This window comes from Pedobacter sp. 22226, from assembly GCF_052045455.1.
GTDB classification, from domain to species: Bacteria; Bacteroidota; Bacteroidia; order Sphingobacteriales; family Sphingobacteriaceae; genus Pedobacter; species Pedobacter jeongneungensis.
This window is the reverse complement of record NZ_JBQEPB010000001.1, coordinates 1-18,836: the sequence shown is the minus strand read 5'-3', so window position 1 is coordinate 18,836 and position 18,836 is coordinate 1. Positions and strand designations below refer to the sequence as shown.

The 18,836-nt window shown below is 38.9% G+C and carries 17 protein-coding genes and 1 tRNA gene; 9 read left to right on the top strand and 9 right to left on the bottom strand.

Translation table 11 applies throughout. The annotated features are described in order from the left end of the window. Window positions 1–6 precede the first annotated feature (6 nt). From yajC to ACTJKC_RS00075, 4 genes are all read right to left on the bottom strand, one after another. Window positions 7–333, bottom strand: coding sequence for a preprotein translocase subunit YajC (yajC, locus tag ACTJKC_RS00090; RefSeq protein WP_344850603.1), 327 nt, complete (start codon window positions 331–333; stop codon window positions 7–9). Between the two features lie 69 nt (window positions 334–402). Beyond that, window positions 403–861, bottom strand: a complete 459-nt coding sequence (locus ACTJKC_RS00085) for a DUF1573 domain-containing protein (protein WP_440789212.1) — start codon at window positions 859–861, stop codon at window positions 403–405. Between the two features lies 1 nt (window position 862). Beyond that, on the bottom strand, window positions 863–1,813 hold the full coding sequence (gene nusB / locus ACTJKC_RS00080; protein WP_440789210.1) for a transcription antitermination factor NusB: 951 nt from the start codon (window positions 1,811–1,813) through the stop codon (window positions 863–865). 50 nt (window positions 1,814–1,863) lie between these two features. Next, the gene (locus ACTJKC_RS00075) at window positions 1,864–2,952 is read right to left on the bottom strand and encodes a Glu/Leu/Phe/Val family dehydrogenase (protein ID WP_440789208.1); all 1,089 of its coding nucleotides are present in this window, start codon (window positions 2,950–2,952) and stop codon (window positions 1,864–1,866) included. A gap of 517 nt (window positions 2,953–3,469) precedes the next feature. On the opposite strand from ACTJKC_RS00075, the gene ACTJKC_RS00070 reads away from it, so the two are divergent. Together ACTJKC_RS00070 and ACTJKC_RS00065 are read left to right on the top strand one after the other, a co-directional pair. Next, window positions 3,470–5,260 (top strand): ABC transporter ATP-binding protein, encoded by a 1,791-nt coding sequence (locus ACTJKC_RS00070; RefSeq protein WP_440789206.1) that lies wholly within the window; start codon window positions 3,470–3,472, stop codon window positions 5,258–5,260. Between the two features lie 79 nt (window positions 5,261–5,339). Beyond that, window positions 5,340–5,663 carry a DUF3276 family protein gene (locus ACTJKC_RS00065; protein WP_316823959.1) on the top strand — a complete coding sequence of 108 codons (324 nt, stop codon included), beginning with the start codon at window positions 5,340–5,342 and terminating at the stop codon, window positions 5,661–5,663. Between the two features lie 71 nt (window positions 5,664–5,734). Here ACTJKC_RS00065 and ACTJKC_RS00060 read toward each other — a convergent pair whose 3' ends face one another. Further along, window positions 5,735–6,196 carry a hypothetical protein gene (locus ACTJKC_RS00060; RefSeq protein ID WP_440789204.1) on the bottom strand — a complete coding sequence of 154 codons (462 nt, stop codon included), beginning with the start codon at window positions 6,194–6,196 and terminating at the stop codon, window positions 5,735–5,737. Window positions 6,197–6,395: 199 nt separating this feature from the next. On the opposite strand from ACTJKC_RS00060, the gene ychF reads away from it, so the two are divergent. Further along, complete coding sequence (ychF, locus tag ACTJKC_RS00055) at window positions 6,396–7,496, top strand: redox-regulated ATPase YchF (protein ID WP_344850591.1); 1,101 nt, start codon at window positions 6,396–6,398, stop codon at window positions 7,494–7,496. Between the two features lie 404 nt (window positions 7,497–7,900). On the opposite strand, the gene ACTJKC_RS00050 is transcribed toward ychF, so the two are convergent. Together ACTJKC_RS00050 and mgtE are read right to left on the bottom strand one after the other, a co-directional pair. Continuing rightward, window positions 7,901–8,515 carry an HAD hydrolase-like protein gene (locus ACTJKC_RS00050; RefSeq protein ID WP_440789202.1) on the bottom strand — a complete coding sequence of 205 codons (615 nt, stop codon included), beginning with the start codon at window positions 8,513–8,515 and terminating at the stop codon, window positions 7,901–7,903. Window positions 8,516–8,524: 9 nt separating this feature from the next. Then, complete coding sequence (mgtE, locus tag ACTJKC_RS00045) at window positions 8,525–9,901, bottom strand: magnesium transporter (protein ID WP_344850588.1); 1,377 nt, start codon at window positions 9,899–9,901, stop codon at window positions 8,525–8,527. A gap of 1,001 nt (window positions 9,902–10,902) precedes the next feature. On the opposite strand from mgtE, the gene ACTJKC_RS00040 reads away from it, so the two are divergent. The 6 genes from ACTJKC_RS00040 to ACTJKC_RS00015 all read left to right on the top strand — a co-directional run bounded on the left by ACTJKC_RS00040 (window position 10,903) and on the right by ACTJKC_RS00015 (window position 16,915). After that, window positions 10,903–11,775 carry a HEAT repeat domain-containing protein gene (locus tag ACTJKC_RS00040; RefSeq protein WP_440789200.1) on the top strand — a complete coding sequence of 291 codons (873 nt, stop codon included), beginning with the start codon at window positions 10,903–10,905 and terminating at the stop codon, window positions 11,773–11,775. Between the two features lie 2 nt (window positions 11,776–11,777). After that, entirely contained in the window at window positions 11,778–12,662 is an 885-nt protein-coding gene (locus ACTJKC_RS00035; RefSeq protein ID WP_440789198.1) for a HEAT repeat domain-containing protein, read from the top strand. A gap of 76 nt (window positions 12,663–12,738) precedes the next feature. Next, entirely contained in the window at window positions 12,739–14,412 is a 1,674-nt protein-coding gene (locus ACTJKC_RS00030) for a MutS-related protein (protein WP_440789196.1), read from the top strand. An 87-nt stretch (window positions 14,413–14,499) separates the two neighbouring features. Next, window positions 14,500–15,234, top strand: a complete 735-nt coding sequence (locus ACTJKC_RS00025; protein ID WP_440789194.1) for a LytR/AlgR family response regulator transcription factor — start codon at window positions 14,500–14,502, stop codon at window positions 15,232–15,234. A 229-nt stretch (window positions 15,235–15,463) separates the two neighbouring features. Then, the gene (locus tag ACTJKC_RS00020; protein ID WP_440789192.1) at window positions 15,464–16,555 is read left to right on the top strand and encodes a sensor histidine kinase; all 1,092 of its coding nucleotides are present in this window, start codon (window positions 15,464–15,466) and stop codon (window positions 16,553–16,555) included. 288 nt (window positions 16,556–16,843) lie between these two features. Beyond that, window positions 16,844–16,915: transfer RNA gene (locus ACTJKC_RS00015), tRNA-Arg, on the top strand. Between the two features lie 95 nt (window positions 16,916–17,010). On the opposite strand, the gene ACTJKC_RS00010 is transcribed toward ACTJKC_RS00015, so the two are convergent. Together ACTJKC_RS00010 and ACTJKC_RS00005 are read right to left on the bottom strand one after the other, a co-directional pair. Further along, entirely contained in the window at window positions 17,011–17,982 is a 972-nt protein-coding gene (locus ACTJKC_RS00010; RefSeq protein WP_440789190.1) for a PorP/SprF family type IX secretion system membrane protein, read from the bottom strand. A 59-nt stretch (window positions 17,983–18,041) separates the two neighbouring features. Further along, window positions 18,042–18,836, bottom strand: a 795-nt coding sequence (locus ACTJKC_RS00005; RefSeq protein ID WP_440789188.1) for a gliding motility-associated C-terminal domain-containing protein, incomplete at its 5' end; no start/stop codon positions are given.

Sequence of the window (18,836 nt, the reverse complement as noted above, 5' to 3'; positions counted from 1 at the left end):
TAAATATTAAGCTTTAGGAGCTGCTGCAGGCGTTGTAGTTGCTTTTGTAGCATCCAAAGAAACGGCAGATTTATCAAAACGGATTTTTACACCACCTTCAACCTCGATTAGGAAAGTAGTTTCGTTCATATCGGCAATACGGCCGTGGATACCTGCTGTGGTTACAATTTTGTCTCCTTTTTTCAATTCACTGATTAATTTTTTATGGTCTTTAGCTTTTTTAAGCTGAGGACGGATCATAAAAAAGTAGAATACCAGTGCAATTGCTCCAAACATGATTAATTGTCTTGGATCAAATCCTCCTGCTGCCTGTAAAATTACTGTTGATGTCATTTCTTATTTTTTTGTTTGTGTTTTAAATAGCTGATATTAAAGCTTTAACGCTTTTCATCATCAACCAAATTATTTTTTGGCAAGTACCTCTCCTACTAAATGAACAGTAGAAACGGTAGGATTTGCATTTGAAGTAATGGTTATCACTTTATCCTGCATGCCCATTTTGCCTTCGCTGTTAAAAACTACACTGATAATACCTGTTTTACCCGGCAAAATCGGTGCGCCAGGTACCTGAGGAACCGTGCAACCACATGTAGCTGTTGCATTACTTACCACAAGCGGTGTTTTTCCTGTATTTTTAAGTTTAAAATCATGCTGTACCTTTTCGCCCTGCTCTATTTTACCGAAATCGTAAATATCACGTTCAAAAACAATAACGGGTGCATCTGCAGGGGCCACTTTAGCCGTTTTTGAGGTATCGTTACCTACAGAAACTGTCGATTTAGTTTCTGACGTCTGATTATTTGCATTGCGGCATGCTGCAAATGAAAGTGCAGCGATAGCCAGGATAAATGTTCTTTTCATGTTATTCTTCGATTAATCCGCGGCCAATCTTTTTAATGGTGTTATTTTTCTTAAGATCGCCTAAAATTTTGTCTAAAATACCGTTTATAAATGAATTACTCTTCGGTGTACTGTAATCTTTTGATAACTCTAAATATTCGTTGATGGTAACTTTAACCGGAATAGACGGGAAATTTAACAGCTCACAAATGGCCATTTTCATCAAAATGGTATCCATAAGTGCAATACGTTCTGATTCCCAGTTTTTAGTTCTGTCGGCAATCATTTCCTGATATTTGGCGTCGTTTTGTAAGGTATGTACGAAAAGATCCTGTACAAATTTACTGTCTTCCAGCCAATCAGCACTAATTTCGGTCAGTTTGTTTTTAAATGGATCGTCGAAAGTAAAGTTTTTCAGGGTTTTGGCCACCATACCTTTCATTACTTCATGATCTACCTGCCAGTTGATAAACTTCTCTTCAAAAACCTGCAAAATTGCCTGATTTTTTAAGATGATTTTCCTGAAAATGTATTTGATTATATCTTTTGACGATTCTAAACTTTCATTTGGATCAGCAAGATAATCGGCATATTCTTTCGATGCTTTTAAAGAATTGTACACCGTTTTACGGATTTCCGGATCGAAACCCCAATCTACCTTGTACTTTTTAATTGCAGATACATATTCTGGATTCTGCTGCAGTAAAATGCTAAACTTATTGTGTAGCAATTTCATGTTCGGATTGATATCCTCTGCTGTTTTAATGAATTTGTTTGCGCGTTCGGCCGCGTCGTTAGCAGTAAATTCGGTAACTTCTACCATTAAAGAGAGCATCCAGATGTACATTTCGTACACGCTATCGATACTTTGCATTAAGGTTTTTAAATCACCTTTAATGTCTTTTTTGTCTGCCATGTGCCATGCAAAAATGTTTTGCAAAGCTTTGATTCTTAAGTGCCTTCTGTTTAACATGAATGTAAGAACGAGTGTGGTTTTTTAAAACCTGTTTTAATAATTATGATTTAATATGACGATTTAATTTTTTTAACATCTGCAATCCGTTTTTCCGCAATCTGGTTTGCGGCAATATTTGTTGAAATATTTTCTGCTTTGCTTAATTTTATTACGCTACGGGTAGCATCATAAATATTTTCGGTAAGCTGTACGGTACGTTTTTTACCAAAACCAGTTAGTTCAGAATAGCATGCAATTAACCCACCCGCATTAATTAAATAATCCGGTGCGAATAAAATTCCTTTTTTCAAAAGCAATTGGCTATCTAAAAGCTCATCTTTTAACTGATTATTTGCCGAACCTGCAATGATTGCAAATTTCATTTTTTCGATGGTTTTGTTGTTTACCGTAGCACCCATGGCACATGGGGCATAAACATCGGCATCGGTAGTGAAAATTTTATCAGCCTCTATTGGTTTAGCTTTATATTTCCTTGCAACATAGGTTAACTGCTCCTGGTTAATATCACTGATGAGTACTTCGGCATTTTCTTTTCTTAACAAAGCAACCAAATGTTCGCCAACGTTACCAATTCCTTGTACTACAATGGTTCGGCCGGCCAGCATATCGGTACCAAAAACCTCCTTAACGCTGGCTTTAATACCTAAATAAACACCTTGTGCTGTAAAAGGTGCAGGATTACCTGCACCACCGATTGATTCGGGAACACCGGTAACATGGGTGGTTTCCATACGGATATATTCCATATCGCGCGTGTTAGTACCCATTTCTTCAGCTGTAATAAATTCGCCGTTCAGGTTTTTAATAAACCTGCCGTAGCTGCGCATTAATGTTTCTGTTTTATCTTTTCTCGAATCGCCGATGATAACGCCTTTTCCACCACCAAGATTTAAACCTGTAATGGCGGCTTTATAGGTCATTCCGCGTGATAAACGAAGGGCATCTTCCAGGGCTTCGCTTTCGGTAGAATAACTCCACATCCGTGTTCCGCCTAAAGCAGGACCTAAAGTGGTATCGTGTATAGCAATAATTGCTTTTAAACCTGTATCGGGATCATTACAGAAAACCAATTTTTTATGCCCATAAGCACTTAATTGATCTAAAATTGATGAATCTGACGGAGAATTTGCTGGCATATTAAACGTTCGGCTAACCTGCTGCAAAATTAAAATAAAAAACCATTATTACACGTATTTAACGAAACTATAACAAAATTAATTCGAACGGGATTAAATAAACAAAGTTATTTGTTCAAAAAAGTATTATTTGGGTAAATTACGTTTGTTTGTAGAGACACGAACCTGGGCTTGGAACAAGAAGATCCTTCGTGCCTCAGGATGACAAAACCTACAGGCTTTTGTTAAATAAACCTGATAAAGTGGAAAGCCCGCATCCCGATTCGTTACCGATGAATCGGCACTAAATTAGCATCGGGAGAGGACTTGAAGCGATAGCAGGACTGAAGTACCCCAAAAAGCACCGAACCTTGCTTTTCTAAATAACAATAGACCACCTGAGCACAGCCAAGTTATCCTACATCCCCCATTTCACATCTTCCCTTTTACATCCCAAACTGTCATTATTTTTTAAAGCTTAAGTCTGAATGTATAAATATGCCGCATGAAATAACAAAATTATCTAAGTTTGTACAACATGAAACATCTGAGCCGATTAAACAAATACTTTCTCAAATACAAATGGTGGATTATCCCCGGAAGTATTTTCGTGGTGATTTCTAATATTTTTGGTGTGGTGCCGGCACAGGTGATTGGTTACGCCGTGGATCTGATTACGGAAAACATCCAGATCTTCAACCTTTTTCACGGTTTTGATCGTCAGGCGATTATTTACGATATTTTTAGCAGCAACCTCTTATATTTCGGCCTTTTGGTTATTGTGCTTTATTTATTGCGTGGACTTTTCTTATTCTTTATGCGGCAAACCATTATTTTAATGTCGCGGCATATCGAATTTGACATGAAAAACGATATTTATCAGCATTACCAGGAGCTTAGCCTGGGCTTTTACCGGAGGAATAATACGGGTGATTTAATGAACCGCGCTACAGAGGATGTTAACCGCGTGAGGATGTACGTTGGTCCGGCAATTATGTACACCATTAATACTTTTGTGCTATCGGTACTCATTATCTGGTCGATGTTTGACGTAAATTCTAAACTGGCTGTGTATTGTTTATTGCCCCTTCCCTTTTTGGTGGTGATTATTTATTATGTAAATACCCTGATTTTTAAAAAGAGCGGAAAAATACAGGAACGCTTATCAGACCTTTCGAGTTTTGTACAGGAACGTTTTTCGGGCATCAGGATCATTAAATCTTACGTGCGTGAAGATTATACGCGTAATATGTTCGAAATCCAGAGCAATGATTACAAAAAAGACTCGATGAGCCTGGTTAAAGTATCGGCACTGTTTTATCCTACCATGCTATTATTAATTGGTTTGAGTACCATTTTAACCATATATATAGGTGGCATCCAGGTGATGAACGGCAGCATTACGGCAGGGAATATTGCGGAATTTATCATTTACATCAATCAGTTAACCTTTCCGGTAACGATGCTGGGCTGGGTAACCTCATTGATCCAAAGGGCTGCAGCCTCGCAAAAAAGGATTAATGAATTTCTGGATATCCCATCTGATATTCAGTCAAAAGAAACTTCGGAAAGGACTTTATCGGGCAATATCAAGTTCGATCACGTAAGTTTCACCTATCCGGATACGGGCATTGAAGCCTTAAAAGACGTAAGTTTTGAGATTAACAGTGGCGAATTTGTAGCAATTATCGGAAAAACCGGTTCGGGAAAATCGACATTGGCCAACCTGATTATGCGAATGTATGATGTAGAGAACGGTGCAATTGATGTTGATGGCAAAAATATTAAAGCACTAAATTTGAAAGATTACCGTGGGCAGATTGGTTTTGTACCACAGGAAGTTTTCCTCTTTTCGGATACGATAAAGAACAACATCGCCTTTGGTTTAGATACGGTTACCGATGAAGAAGTGCATACAGCTGCGAAAAATGCGTCGGTTTATACCAATATTATCGGTTTTGAAGAAAAATTTGAAACGATGCTTGGCGAACGTGGCATTACGCTTTCTGGCGGACAAAAACAAAGGGTTTCTATTGCCCGTGCCCTGATTAAATCGCCAAAGATTTTGATATTTGACGACTGTCTTTCGGCTGTTGATACCAAAACGGAGGAGGAAATATTGCAAAACCTGGGCAAAATTATGGCCGGAAAAACAAGTATTTTAATTGCCCACCGGATTTCTACCATTAAAAATGCGGATAAGATTTTAGTGCTTGATAATGGAAAAATCATCGAACAAGGCACACACAATGAATTACTTAGTAAAAACGGCAGCTATACGGAGCTTTATAACAACCAGCTTTTGGAGGAGGAAACGCGAACTATTTAAATTGTATTAAAATTGTATTTTGAACTTTAAATATTTGCTTTATATTTACCGAAACCAAAAACCAACATCAATACCAACCATGGGAGAATTCGACAACAAGGAAAGAGAAGAAGTTTTTTCAAAGAAAGTAAGAGCAGGTAAGAGAACTTATTTCTTCGACGTGAAGGCTACTAGATCGGGTGATTATTATTTAACAGTTACCGAGAGCAAGAAAAGATTAGAAGACGGTGTGTTTGTAAAACATAAAATCTTTTTATATAAAGAAGACTTTGAAAAATTTGCAGAAGGATTAAACGAAACTGTTGATTATATCAAAACCCACCAGGATGTGGTTGAAAAACGCTATGAATACTCTGAAAATGGAGAACATAGTACCAGATCAAACGACGATTTTACTTTTTAAGTAATATAATTTCAATAAAAAAAGCCTCCTGATTTTAAAAAACAGGGAGGCTTTTTTGTGTGCGTAATATTTTATTTTATGCCTCCGCCTGCGAGCACCGCCAATAGCAGCAGGAAGTAACTTGCAATAAATATGATTGTAAGGATTCCCCAAAATTTAAATAGCGATTTTACATGGGCAATGGCATCGTTTAAATTTTCCTGGTCGCCGAACAAAATTCCCTGTTTACCTTTTGTAGAAAAACGGAACAGCAATAAACTCGGGTAAAAAAAGAACAAAGCCAGTAGCAGGTAAAATATGGTAATCCCTGTAGCGCCGATGCCAGCTAACGGACCTAATTGATTGAGCATTCCTGGATTAGCAGTAACTGCAGCCCCTATACCAAACGAGCCTAAGGTTAAAAATGCCGAGATAACAAAACCCACAACTGATAAAAACCGGGCCCATTTATTCATATCGTAAAAGTAACTCCGCATTTCTTCAGTAACGATTAATTTTACTTCCTGAGGCACTTCTTTTTCAAAATCTTCCATTTATGTATCTGTATTTTCGGCTAAACATAGATAAAATATAGATTTGATACAATAGCAAGGGTTTAAATAAAGGTTTTAAAAGCTTATCTTTGCGCGGTTTTAGCGGACTTGTAATACGGAAAATGTAAGATGGATATGTGATGGATAAAGCGATTACCGACTAAAGACTGTGGACTAAAGACTTAAAGACTAATAAATAATGGCATTACAATGTGGTATAGTTGGTTTACCAAATGTGGGAAAATCGACTCTTTTTAACTGTTTATCAAATGCAAAGGCGCAGGCAGCGAACTTTCCCTTTTGTACAATTGAGCCCAATGTTGGCGTAATTACAGTACCTGATGATCGTTTAACTAAACTTGCTGAGCTGGTTAAACCAAACAAGGTGCAACCCAATACCATTGAGATTGTAGATATTGCCGGTTTGGTAAAAGGTGCATCAAAAGGTGAAGGCCTGGGAAACCAGTTTTTAGGGAACATCCGTGCTACAAATGCTATTATCCACGTTTTACGCTGCTTTGATGATGGAAACGTTATCCACGTGGATGGTTCTGTTGATCCGATCCGCGATCGTGAAATTATTGATACGGAGTTACAGCTTAAAGATTTGGATACGGTTGATAAACGGATTCAAAAGGTAGAGAAAATGGCTAAAACCGGCGGTGATAAGGATGCTAAACGTACCTACGAAATTTTAACCGTAGTTAAATCACACTTAGAAAGTGGCAAATCTGTCCGTACTGCACCTTTGGCACAGGAAGATTTCGATTTTATTGAAGATTTAGGTTTACTTACCCAAAAACCGGTGATGTATGTTTGTAATGTTGATGAAGCATCTGTAGTTACAGGCAATAAATATGTTGATTTAGTAAAGGCAAATGTTGCTGATGAGAATGCAGAAGTTCTGGTAATTTCTGCAAAAATTGAATCGGAAATTGCTGAACTGGAAAGCTACGAAGAGCGTCAGGAATTTTTAGCCGATTTAGGTTTAACTGAATCTGGTGTAAATAAACTGATCCGCGCGGCTTATAAATTATTAAACCTTTACACCTACTTCACAGCTGGTGTACAAGAAGTTAGGGCCTGGACGATTACCAAAGGTTTTACGGCACCACAGGCTGCAGGTGTAATCCACACCGATTTTGAAAAGGGTTTTATCCGCGCAGAGGTAATTAAATATAACGATTTTGTAACGCTGGGTTCTGAAAATGCCTGTAAAGATGCTGGTAAGCTTGGTGTAGAAGGAAAAACTTATGTAGTGGAGGATGGCGACATCATGCACTTCAGGTTTAATGTTTAAAAACTAAATATAAATTACACAGAGCCACTCTTGCGAGTGGCTTTTTTTGTTATAGTGCTTTTTGCCAAGGTTTTTACCACTGATGCACGGATTTACACGGAACTATGTTTACAGGTAGTAATTTATTCTGTAAAAGTCAATATGAATGAAAGATGGTTAATGCGTACAACTTCAAAAGTTACTGTCATTTCTAGGAATAATTTATTGCATAAATTACAGAGGAATTATAGCACAATAATAAGCCGCCAAATTCGTCATTGCGAGAAGGCTTTTTCAGCCGACGAAGCAATCTTTCTTGAATGTATCACAAGCAGGAAAGATTGCTTCGTCGTTCCTCCTCGCAATGACGGTACTTTTTATTGATTCCGCGCGAATTAGTGAAATCTGCGGGAATAATTACAAACTTAAACCTCCAACCCGTACGCGGCTAATTGTGTTTTGGTATCTTCGTAGCTATTGTGATGAATGCCCTTCAAACCCAAACCTTCGGCAACCTGAACAAAAAGCATTCTATCATCAATGTACAAACTGGTTTCTACATCACTTTGCGAAATATCGATGGCTACTTTAAAGATATCAGCATCAGGCTTGCGGAAATGCACAAAACTCGACGACACAAAAAAATCGACAAATTCATTCAGTTTAAAAGTGTTGATGCGGTATTGATTCAATTCCCTGCCCTCATTGCTGATTACGGCTACTTTTAAATTGTATTTCTTTTTAAGTTCGCAGATCAACCGGATCATTTCGGGATAAGGAAGTGATTTTTTGAACATGAATTCCTTAAAGTCATCATAGCTAAAGCTACGTTCTTCGAAGAAAACAATCCTTTCTAAATATTCATCAAGCGTTAGTTTACCCACTTCATAAGTGTCGAAAGTAAGGTGATGACGTTCTTCGAGATCAACAGAATCGAGGTTAAAAAGTACGGCTGCTTCTCCCCTTGCCTGCCTGTCCCAGCCATTGGTTAATAAAACGCCGCCGATATCGGTAAAAAGTGTGGTAATTTTCTTTTGCATGATATAAGTTTAAAGTAAAACGCCTTTTAAAATCAATACTGCAACACTAAAGTAGATTACAATCCCGGTTACATCTACCATGGTGGCTACAAATGGCGCTGAAGAAGTGGCCGGATCAAGTTTCAGTTTTTTCAAAATAATAGGCATCATCGAACCGATTAAACTGCCCCACAACACAATGCCAACCAAAGTAAAAAATATGGTTGTGGCAATTAAAAACCAATGCGGACCGTAGTTGTAAAGATGCAATTCCTGCCAGGTTATAATGCGGATAAAACCAATTGTACCTAAAATAATGCCCAGTAAAGCGCCCGATACCAACTCGCGGCGCATAACGCGCCACCATTCGGCTATGGTAACTTCGCCAAGGGCCATGGCCTGAATAATCAAGGTAGAAGCCTGCGAACCACTATTCCCCCCGCTACTCATGATTAATGGAATAAACAACGATAAAACCACTGCTTTTTCGAGTTCGATTTCGAAATGCTGCATAGCAGTTGCAGTTAACATTTCGCCAAGAAACAGCACAATCAGCCAGCCAGCACGTTTTTTTACGAGTTTTAAGATCGGAATATCGAGATAAGGTTCATCAAGGGCTTCGGTACCCCCTATTTTGTGCATATCTTCTGTATATTCTTCGTTCGCAATCCACAAAATATCATCAACGGTAACGATTCCCAACAGGATATTACTTTCATCCACAACGGGTAAAGCCACACGGTTATTCATCCTGAAGATGTTGATCGCATCTTCCTGCGGATCATTAGCTTTTAGTGCAATGAAACGTTTATCGGTAAGTTCGCCTATAATGGCTTCCGGATCGGCCAGTAAAACCTCTCGGATACGGATATCATCTAATAATACCCCGTCTTTATCGATTACGTAAACCACGTCGATGGTTTCAGAATTTTTTCCGTATCGCCTGATGTGTGCCAAAACGCGGGTAATAGACCATTCGGGTTTTACAGCAATGTAATCCGGCGTCATTAAACGGCCAATACTATCTTCTTTATAACCTAAAAGTGCGAGCGATTCTTTACGTTCTTCGGGGGGTAAAAGGGTAATCATCTTTTTTACGACATCGCCTTTTAACTCACTAAAAAGCGCCGTACGGTCGTCTGGCGGCAAATCTTTGATGATCTGATTGAGCTTATTGCCCGAAAGTTTTTTAATAATACGCTCCTGGGTAGGAAAATCCAGGATCCTGAATACGTTTACAGCCCTGTTGAGGGATAGGGTTTCGATAAATTTAGCTGCATATTGTGGAAGTTCATCAATCAGTTCTTCAACATCCGAAATATTCAGTTGATCGAGATATTGCTTTAAAGCTTTATCATTCTCTTTTTCAAGTAGTTCCTGAATTTCTTCCACAACTATTTCTTCCATACACCAAATTTAATTTATTACATGCCTAAACCTCTATTAACGGTTCGCAAAGGTGCATTTTTATTTCCTAAAAAGCCAACCCAAGCCCCTAAAATCCGTGTATTAAACAGGCTAATTTAAAAAGACAGGTACATAAAGCCACCATGCAGGGAATGTTAGGGAAATGATTTAATATTATTTTAACATAAAAAACATCAGGTTGAGTGGAAGCAAATTTAAGATGGGATTATTGGTTAAAATTTGCCTTATATTTCGGTAAAATGTATTTGATTTTTCTATATAATTTTCTCCGATCATTTTATTCAGATTTTATACTTGATGTAAACAACCAGGAATTCGTAGAATCAAAGTAATACTTGCAATAATTCGATATTTAGATGAGGGTGATATTTGTTAGACTGAAATATGGTTTTCGGTCAAAACCGATGGACTATCAAATTGACTAAAAACACCTATTATAAAAACTTCACCGGGAATGCAGAGTGGTAATTGACAAGACTAAAACTATGATTCCCATAGCCTGAAGGAAATTGATGGATTACCTGTATTTCTTTTTTAAGTATAGGACGATATAGCTTGGACTATGCGCCTTACCAAACTTTCTTTCCCCAAAAATATTTATTTCGAATACAATAACTAACCTTTTAAATAAGGGGTATTAAATGAGGTTTTCTTTCTGCGATATTTATTCAGTTGACTGTTGAACGACAACTGCTGATATAGTAGAACAACGTTAAATGGAAACTGGCCTGATAAAACCTGAAAGTAGGCCATAAGCATGTTGCATTGATAGTAGGGAAATTCTCAAATTAAACATTATGAAATTTAAAATGCCTGAGTTAGAAAACAGAGTTTTCAGTTCGAACGAATCTGTTGCACCAGCAGAAGCTATTTTGGTTATCGACGGGATCGTAATCATCGTTGTAGCTCTTTAACCAACAAAAATGCAGGAAAACATTTGATTTCCTGCATTTTCATTAAACTTAACCAACCGGCACAAAATGAATAACGCAGAGACCCACCGAATCAATAATATCAGCGCCATTAGGGAATTCCATGATTTTGCCTCAGCTATAGCCCCATCCGATTTCACAGAGGGATATGTAGTGAATGAATTTAAAAAAATTGCAACCCGGTCATTTCTTCCTGATCTGATCGACTATGAACTGAACCAGATCAATACCAATGAGCTGCATATTCCTTCGGGAGGTAAATACACTTCGCTCAGTTTGATCAACGCAAAAAATTACACATTAGAGCTCACTGTAGTAGATTCCCAATATATACCTGAAGTAAACGTGTACTCTTCCAGTTTTGATCAGGACGTGCTGATACTATGCTTAACTCAGGATGGAATTTCCTATAGCCTGTTCCAGCAGAAAGATACTGAAAATCCAGCTATAATAGACAAGAGCAAGAAACTTGCGCTTGTTTCGGATGACCTCAAGCTTCCATTCGGTGAATGCCTGATCATCAAAAAACACCGTGACATTTTCATCTACAATAAGGATAAAGAAAATAAGAAGATAATTATCCTTACCCTGATGACTAAACAACCGTCAACCTTCACCTGGACATATAATTTAGCAACAGGTCTCCCGGAACAGCTTGTGGCATCCGTTCACGATTCCCGGTTAGAGAATGTTTGTAACCTGCTAGCGGATCTAGGCCATCCCAGCTCCATTACATCGATGATGGAAATGCTCAAGCATGATAAACACAACATCAGATGGGCAGCATTTAAAAGCCTTATCCAGCTTGACTTTGATCAGGGCTGTAACGCGCTCGACTCAATGCTGAACGATCCACACCCCGAAGTAAGATATGCCGCGCAACAGACCAAAAAACTTATAGGACTTCAACTAACAGCATAATCATGGCATTTTCATATAACCTCAATACCGAAAAAGCAATTTCATTCGACGATTTTATAAATGACATCAATGGAATCATTAAACCAAATAACGACCAGTCATTGATTGACTGTGTGGAATCCCTGCAGATGCTATCTAACAACAGGTCTTTTCTTAGTGAATACCTGCATCGGGGCCTGGAAGAATTTGCCACTTTTCAGGAAGACAACCGCTACAACTGCGATATATTTATTATGCACAAACATCCGCTCTATCTTATCAGATGCGTACTATGGAATGGGCAACCGGAAGAAGTTCAAAGACAAAAAAAACAGGAAGACATATACCATACCTTAAGGGCCCATGATCACAATTTCTCTTTCCTGACTGTCGGATACCTTAATAATGGTTATGAAACAGACATTTGGGAATACGATAATGACCGTGTGATCGGTTATATCGGGGAAAAGGTGGATCTGAAATATCTTGAGCGGACCAATCTTCAGCAGGGCAAAGCCATGCTTTACCGCGCTTCCAAAGATATACATGCCCAGCACCCTCCCATGGAACAATCCGTATCTTTAAATATCATGTACAACGACCCGGGTATGATTAACCAGGAACAGTATTATTTTGATGTGAAGAATGGTATTATCGATTCACATGTTTCTGCCGCAGGATCGGGACGGCATTTAATTTTAGAGCTTGCCAAGATATACGGGGATTCCAGATCAATAGACCTGGTTGAACAAATAGCAACCAAACATAAATATCCACACATCAGGATCAAGGCTTATGATACATTGGGACATATAACCAATGAGAAACAATCTATCTGGACTTCACTGGTTAATGACCCGGACCGGGTAGTATCAGGCTATGCACGTCAGTTTTTAAACCAGGCCTGAGTTTTGGAAAAAAAATTAAATAAAATTAAAGAGGTTCCGGATCTGTTCAGTAAATTGTGATGACTATTATACGATTATGATCTATGTATTTGCTACAGTATCTTTTTTAGCGCTGCTCTTTTTTTTCCTGGTCAACAATCAAAAAAGATCCAAAGTGAAACTGCTGGCGAATCTGAAGAAAAACTGGGGGAAAGCTAAGGAAGACACCGTGGATATTGTTCAGCTGGGCTGGTACAGTCCCGTAAAAAAGTTAGGTGACTTCCATCAGTTAACTGCTCAAACGCTTTCAGACATTGATTTTTTTCAGCTTTTTGTCCACATCAACCATACCTCCAGTAAAATTGGTGAACAGTTTTTATTCAATAAGCTGCAAAACCCGACAGATAACCTGGATGAATTAAAAAAACTTGATCAACAGGCCGTTTTTTTCTCAGAAAACCCAGCGTTAAGGGAAGAAGTCCAGCTTGAATTGAACAGATTGGAATCGCGGGATGCTTATTCCGTTTCGCTTTTACTAAAAGATGAGCTGATAGAAAAACCCAAATGGTTTCGCTATATAATCCTTGATATACTCGCACTGGTAGCCTGCATTCTTATTTCTTTTAAATTTCCCATAGCATTTCTGGTTGCCATTTTTATCGTTGCCTATAATGTTACCTATCTCAACTATTGGAACAAGCGACATATTTTATCCTTCACCAGATCACTTATACAACTGGATATATTGATAAAGGTGGCTCAGAAGTTATCAAAAAAAAACCTTCCTTTTGACCAAAAGCCAATAAGGGGAGCAGCGGTATTCAAAAAAATCCAGAGAAAGATCCGATTACTCTTTGTTCAGACTAATCCAACCGGTGCGGCAGATATCAGCCAGATACCCATTTATCTGTTTGAAATCCTGAAAGCAATATTTCTTGTCGACCTCTTTACCATATTCGGTCTTATCAGATCAATAGAAAAAAACCAGCAACAGGTTTCACTCATTTTCGAATATATCGGTGGGATCGACATGGCAATTTCGGTGGCCTCACTGAGAGCTGGAGCTGAAAAGGTATGTAAACCTTTTCTCGTAGCACCGGGAGAGAGATTTTCAATAAAAGATGCCGTTCATCCGCTCGTTCAAGGTTGTGTACCTAATTCCCTGGACGTATCAGAAAAGGGAATACTGATAACGGGCTCTAATATGTCGGGAAAAACAACATTTTTAAGGGCGCTTGCCATCAATTCATTGCTGGCCCAGACCATCTATACCTGTTATGCCGAAAATTACAGCGCCCCATTCCTAAGGCTGTTTTCCTCTATCAGAATCGATGACGACATCTTCGAGGGTAAAAGTTATTACCTGCAGGAGGTAAACGTAATGAAGGAACTGATCGATAATGCAACAAGCGGGTACCTGAACATATTTTTGATCGACGAAATCTTCAAAGGCACCAATACCTCTGAAAGAATTTCTTCCGCAAAGGCGATCTTGTCTTACCTTAAAAATTCCGGCAATCTAGTATTTGTTTCCACCCATGATGTAGAACTGTCCGGACTTCTTGGTGAAGAATTCGATTTATACCATTTTACCGAAACAATCCTGAATGATCAGATGAACTTTGATCATCGGCTAAAGAAAGGGCCGTTGAAAACCAGAAATGCCATTAAAATACTGGCCATGTCCGGATATCCAAACCAAATCATTAAAGAAGCATCCCAACTGGCTGAAGATTTTAATAACAATAATCCTGTTAACATTCCGAAATAACCTATCCATGTAGAAAAACAGGCTTTCCGTAACGGCAATTAGCTATTTGTGAACGGATTATTACATTTGTGTCTGAACTGACACTATATGTATAAATGCATTATCGTAGATGATGAACTACATTCAATTGAAGGCCTTACCGGATATATCGATAAAATCCCTGAACTTAATCTGATACAGACCTTTACAGATCCTACAAAAGCGCTCTTAGAAATCCGTGAAATGCCGGTATTAGACCTGATACTACTGGATATCGATATGCCCGGAATGTCAGGTCTTGAACTGGCTGTAGAGATCAGAAAAAACACGAAAAAACTTGTTTTCACAACGGCCCATTCAAAATATGGCTATAATGCTTTTGAAGCTGATGCAGATGCTTTTTTATTAAAGCCATATTCTGTTGGCAAGTTTATAAGTACTTTTCAAAAACTCTTCCCAAGTCGTAGCAGAACCTCTGAACTTCAGATCGAGGAAGATTTTGTTTTTGTAAAAAGCAAGGATGACCACAGGCTGATCAGGGTAAATGTTAGCGAAATTATTGCTGTAGAGAGTAAACTGAACTATATCCAGTTGCACACAACCTCTGCAAGTATCATGACCTATATGTCCCTTACAGAATTTTCTCAGAAAATAAGACCCAGAAAGGGGCTATTACAATTTCAGAGAAGTTTCATCATAGCTCAGGAATATATCGAGTATATTGATGGAAACATGATCAAAATGGTCAATGGTATTAAAATCTCCATAGGGGATCACTATCGGAAAAGTTTTGATGAATTCATTAATACGAATCTCATCAAACCAAAACGCAGAAATCAATAAAGGTATATCAAACGACACCAGTAAGGGTCAGTGAGATCGTGGCAATCGTAGGTTCTGTTTCATTTTTATGTCCACTGCCTTTTATGGAACTGAAGAAAAATATTCTGCGGCGGATAAGTTTAACGGAATTAGCTTTCATATTTTTTTGAATGAAACTATCGATTATCCATAATTTATTATAACAGGTTATACAGGAAGCCAAGTATTGTATATATAAAAGGAATATTGCATGATTAAGACTGCATTACTTTGGGTCAGAAAAAAATGGATACATATCTTAATCTGGACCTTATTTATCTTCTACGAAACTGTAGTAGTTGGGCTGGTATTTGGAATATATGGCAGGCCGCTCACCTATACTGTTCACTATTTCACCATAATTTGCTATTTCTACATCATTGCAGAAGTCGGACTCCCATGGTGTCTTAAGGAAAAGAAGTTGATACCACTCAAAATCCCTGTTTTTTTTATCCTGGCTATAGGTACATATATATACCTGAATTTTCTAACTGATGTCCTGCTGATCCGGTTCCACTACATTACCCATATTAAAAGTGTAGAACTGGACGAAAAATTCATGCTCAAAGAACTTTACCGCTGTATATATTTCACGGCATTTTCAACAGCATACTATTTCCTGATGAACTATATAAGGGAAAAAAGAAAAAGCACCTTGTTAGAAGAACTGCGTCTTAACAACATTATTAAAGAAGAGCAGATGGGCAGAATTCTTTCCATTGCCCAGAACGACTATTTAAAAGCACAGATCAACCCACATTTTCTATTCAACACGCTGGATTTCGTGTACCATAATGTTGTCAAGTGTAGCAGTGTGGCCGCAGAAGTAATAATTTCCCTTTCAGATATGATGCGATATGCAATTGCATCTTCCGATAGTAATGAATACATTTTATTGGGAGATGAAGTTTCTCAGATTGAAAAACTGATTCATATCTATCGGTTAAGATCATCTGAGCAGTTGAATATCAGAACTCGGTTTGACAGAGATGCAATGGAACTCAGATTTTTGCCGTTGGTACTACTTACGATGGTTGAAAATATCTTCAAGCACGGAAATAGCTATGATGAAAACTTCCCCGCAAGGATATCCGTTTTATGTACTAATGATATCCTAACCATAGAAACCTTAAACAAAATAGGGTACAATAAGGGTGAAAATAATGGAAACAACGGACTCACCAACATCATAAAACGTCTAAAATTTGCGTTTGGCGATCAGGTGTCATTTCATCATGGGCCGGAAAGTAACTTCTACAGGGTTTCGATAAATATCCCCATTTCTATTTTACCTGATAAGTAAAATTTACCTTCGCACACCAAATATTGGTAATTAAAAATCCATTTGATCACTAAGCACAACAAGTATCGTATCAAATTGTGGTTGAGCCCTTGAGATCATTCTAACCCTAAAATTAGTTGATATTGAATAATTTTGGCCAATATTATGATAAGCCCAGGCCAGATCGAAATGATCATCCGTTTGAGGTTTCATTAAAAACTTTGCCTAATAAAACTAAAGCGGAAATAAGTGTATTTTTTTATCTAAATGTCAAAAAAATATGTTTTCAAATCCTATATTTGCAGCCTTGCTCCCGTAGTTCAATGGATAGAATTATGGTTTCCGGTACCATCGATATGAGTTCGAATCTCGTCGGGAGCACCTTACGAGGCAAATCAGTTTTTACGCTGTTTGTCTCGTTTTTTGTTTTACATAACTCGTTTGATAACCAATCCTCATGATATACCAACTCGGATCTAAAACACCCTCGGGCATTTAATCCTGATGTTTGGTTTGATGAATGAATAAGATAAAGAAATTTCGTGAGTGCCGCCGCTGTAGCCCTGCAACGGACCAACGGAGAAATCGTATCCATAACCGATCCTGATTTTCTCTGAAGGAAAAACCTGGATTGCTGCTACCGCTGAATTTCGTGGGGTAAGGTCTTTTTGAAGATAGCTTTTATCGTACAACTTTACGCCTGTACGGTACGAACCACCAACCCATAAAAAATCTTTAATCATAAGGAATGCATTTACATCTAAACTGGTCGGGCCGCCACGGTCATCTTTTAACAGGAAGGAAGGTTTGACCTGAAAATCTTCGTTAAGCGGGAACAATGCCCCTGCGGTTAAATAATAATGCGGTTTGGGCTGTGGGATAAAGGCATAGCGGTCGATATTGATGTAAGTGGCAATCAGGTTATCAACCGAGAAACCGGCATAATATTTATCGTTGGCGAAGTACACCCCTGCCCTCGCATCGGGCACAATGGTACTCTGCATGCCAACAGGCTGGTTAGGCTCCGGGTTATTTGGATTGAGCATGGAGCCGTCGATACCCAGCTGCACCATCCCTACCCCAAGGCCTAAAGCTAACCTCGAGCTGCCATCATCGTTCATCCTGATGCGGTAAGCGTAGTTACCATAAATGCTCAGGTTATTCTGCGCACCCAGTTTATCGCTGGCCACCTGGAGGGCAAGCCCCACGTTACCGCTGTTGGCAATGGCATCTACTGCAAGCGACATGCTCCTTGGTGCTCCGGTAATGCCCGTCCACTGGCTACGGTAAAAGCTATGCACATTGAGTACTTCTTTATAGCCCGCATAAGCCGGATTAATGTAAATTCCGTTAAACATGTACTGACTGTACTGGGCATCCTGTTGTGCAGATACCGGTCGCGAAAGCAACAAAAACGAACCTGCTATTAACCATATTAATTTCTTCATTATCTTAACATCTTAGTGTTCGGCCTGGTTTTAGAAACCTGGCCGAACTAAGTCTTATCCTATTTTTTAAACGCCCTGATTAATGTGATGTAACCTTTGTACACTTCGAACTCCTCGCTGTTTGCCTTTTTAACACGCAATAAGTAGTAATAAGTACCTTCGTTTAATCCCTCGCCCGTCCAGTTGTTCTGGTAACCTTTGGCATGGAATACTTCATTACCCCATCTGTTTACGATCTGCAGTTCGCTGGCCTGGTACTGGTTTAGGCCAATGATCTCGAAGGTATCGTTAATGCCATCGCCGTTTGGCGTAAACAGGTTTGGAATGGTAATACCGGTGAAGTTTGCCGTTAAGGTTACGGATGCTACGTTGGTGTAATAGCCATAAGCATCTTTTACGCGGTAGGTAAACACATCATCGCCCACATAACCCGGATCCGGGGTGTAAGTTAACGTACCATCGGCATTTACTTTTACGGTACCGTGTTTAGGCTGGCTTACAATCTCGACTGTTAATTTATCGAAGGTTGAGTTGCCCGGATCATCATTTGCCAGTACATTGATTACCACCGGTGCATTGGCCACGGTTTGCGCCTTATCATCAACAGCTGCCGGCGATTTAGGGAAAGTAGTAACGGTTGGTGTATTGTTCGTTTCGGCTGTTCCGGAAACGTCTGATACATTTGCACCACCCAGGGTTTTCGCATTTACGGTTGCGGTATTGGTTACCGTACCCAAATCTTTATCGGCCTGGGTTAAGGTGTACACCTCCACATCGGTTGTGGTTGCACCCGGGGCAAGTCCGCCGGCGACGGTAACCACCTTATTGTTTAAGCCCAGTTTTGCATCAGATAA